Origin of the sequence: Roseinatronobacter alkalisoli, assembly GCF_028745735.1 — a bacterium.
Taxonomy (GTDB): domain Bacteria; phylum Pseudomonadota; class Alphaproteobacteria; order Rhodobacterales; family Rhodobacteraceae; genus Roseinatronobacter; species Roseinatronobacter alkalisoli.
Genome location: NZ_JAQZSM010000114.1, coordinates 1 through 1,266, shown reverse-complemented (window position 1 = coordinate 1,266; position 1,266 = coordinate 1). Strand labels below are relative to the sequence as shown.

Below are 1,266 nucleotides of genomic sequence, written 5' to 3'. Positions count from 1 at the left end.
GCCATACCGGCCAGCGGCCATGTCAGCGCCGCAGAGAAAGGCCTGATACATGACCGCACCCGATCACACGCTTGAGCCGTTCAGAAACTACTTGCACTGACGGGGGCATCCATACATGCACAAATCGAGTGAGGGATTCACTGTTTGAATCCAGCATGATAGCTGGGGGACATGAGCAGTTGGGCCCCTACGAAGTACAAGACCACGAACTGGTCGGCTTACAATGACAGCCTGAAGCGACGCGGATCGCTGTCAATTTGGTTTGACCCTGAGATGATCTGGGTGCCGCCGCCGAGCGGCAAGCGCGGGAGGCAGCAGAGTTTCAGCGATGCCGCGATCCAAGCCTGTTTGACTTTGAAGGTTCTGTTCGGGATGCCGCTCCGGCAGACAACCGGGTTCGTGCAAAGCCTGTTGCGGCTCATCGGCCTGGACTGGTCGGTGCCGAACTTCAGCACCCTCTGCCGTCGCCAGAAGACGCTGAATGTAAGCCTGCCCTATCGTGGCGGCACCGGCCCGCTGAACCTTCTCATCGATAGCACCGGCATCAAGGCCAAGGGTGAAGGTGAGTGGAACGCTCGCAAGCATGGAGGCCCGAAACGCCGGATTTGGCGCAAGATACACATCGGGATTGACGAGGAAACGCTGGAAGTTTGCGCTGTCGAGGTCACCACCAGCAATGTTGGTGACGCACCCATGCTGCCGGAACTGCTTGGCCAAATCCCACTCAATCAAGACATCGGATCAGTTACTGCCGATGGTGCCTATGACACGCGCAAATGCCACGACGCAATTGCGGCACGTGATGCCCATGCAGTTATCCCTCCGCGCAAGAATGCCAAACCTTGGAAGCCCACCAGCGCAGGGGCCATCGCCCGGAACGAGGCAGTTAATGCCTCGCGATACCTTGGCAGCACCATCTGGCGTCGATGGAGTGGATACCACCGCCGAAGCCGTGTCGAGACCAAGATGAACTGCATCAAGCTGCTCGGCCAATCCCTGATGGCAAGTGACTTTGATCGGCAGGTCGCGGAAATCCAAGTCCGCGTCGCCGTTCTTAACCGCTACACAGCTCTTGGAATACCTGTCACAGAGCACGTAGGATAAGTCTGTCCAGAGTAAGGGGAAGTTCACTCACACCCCGATTTGTGCATGTATGGATGCCCCCGTCAGTGCAAGTAGTTTCTGAACGGCTCAAGCGTGTGATCGGGTGCGGTCATGTATCAGGCCTTTCTCTGCGGCGCTGACATGGCCGCTGGCCGGTATGGC

1 protein-coding gene is annotated in these 1,266 nt (G+C 57.9%); it reads left to right on the top strand.

Features of this window, described 5'->3' with window-relative positions; all coding sequences use genetic code 11:
* Positions 1–171: 171 nt before the first annotated feature.
* Positions 172–1,104 (top strand): IS5 family transposase, encoded by a 933-nt coding sequence (locus PUT78_RS23580; protein ID WP_274354646.1) that lies wholly within the window; start codon positions 172–174, stop codon positions 1,102–1,104.
* The last annotated feature ends 162 nt before the right edge of the window (positions 1,105–1,266 follow it).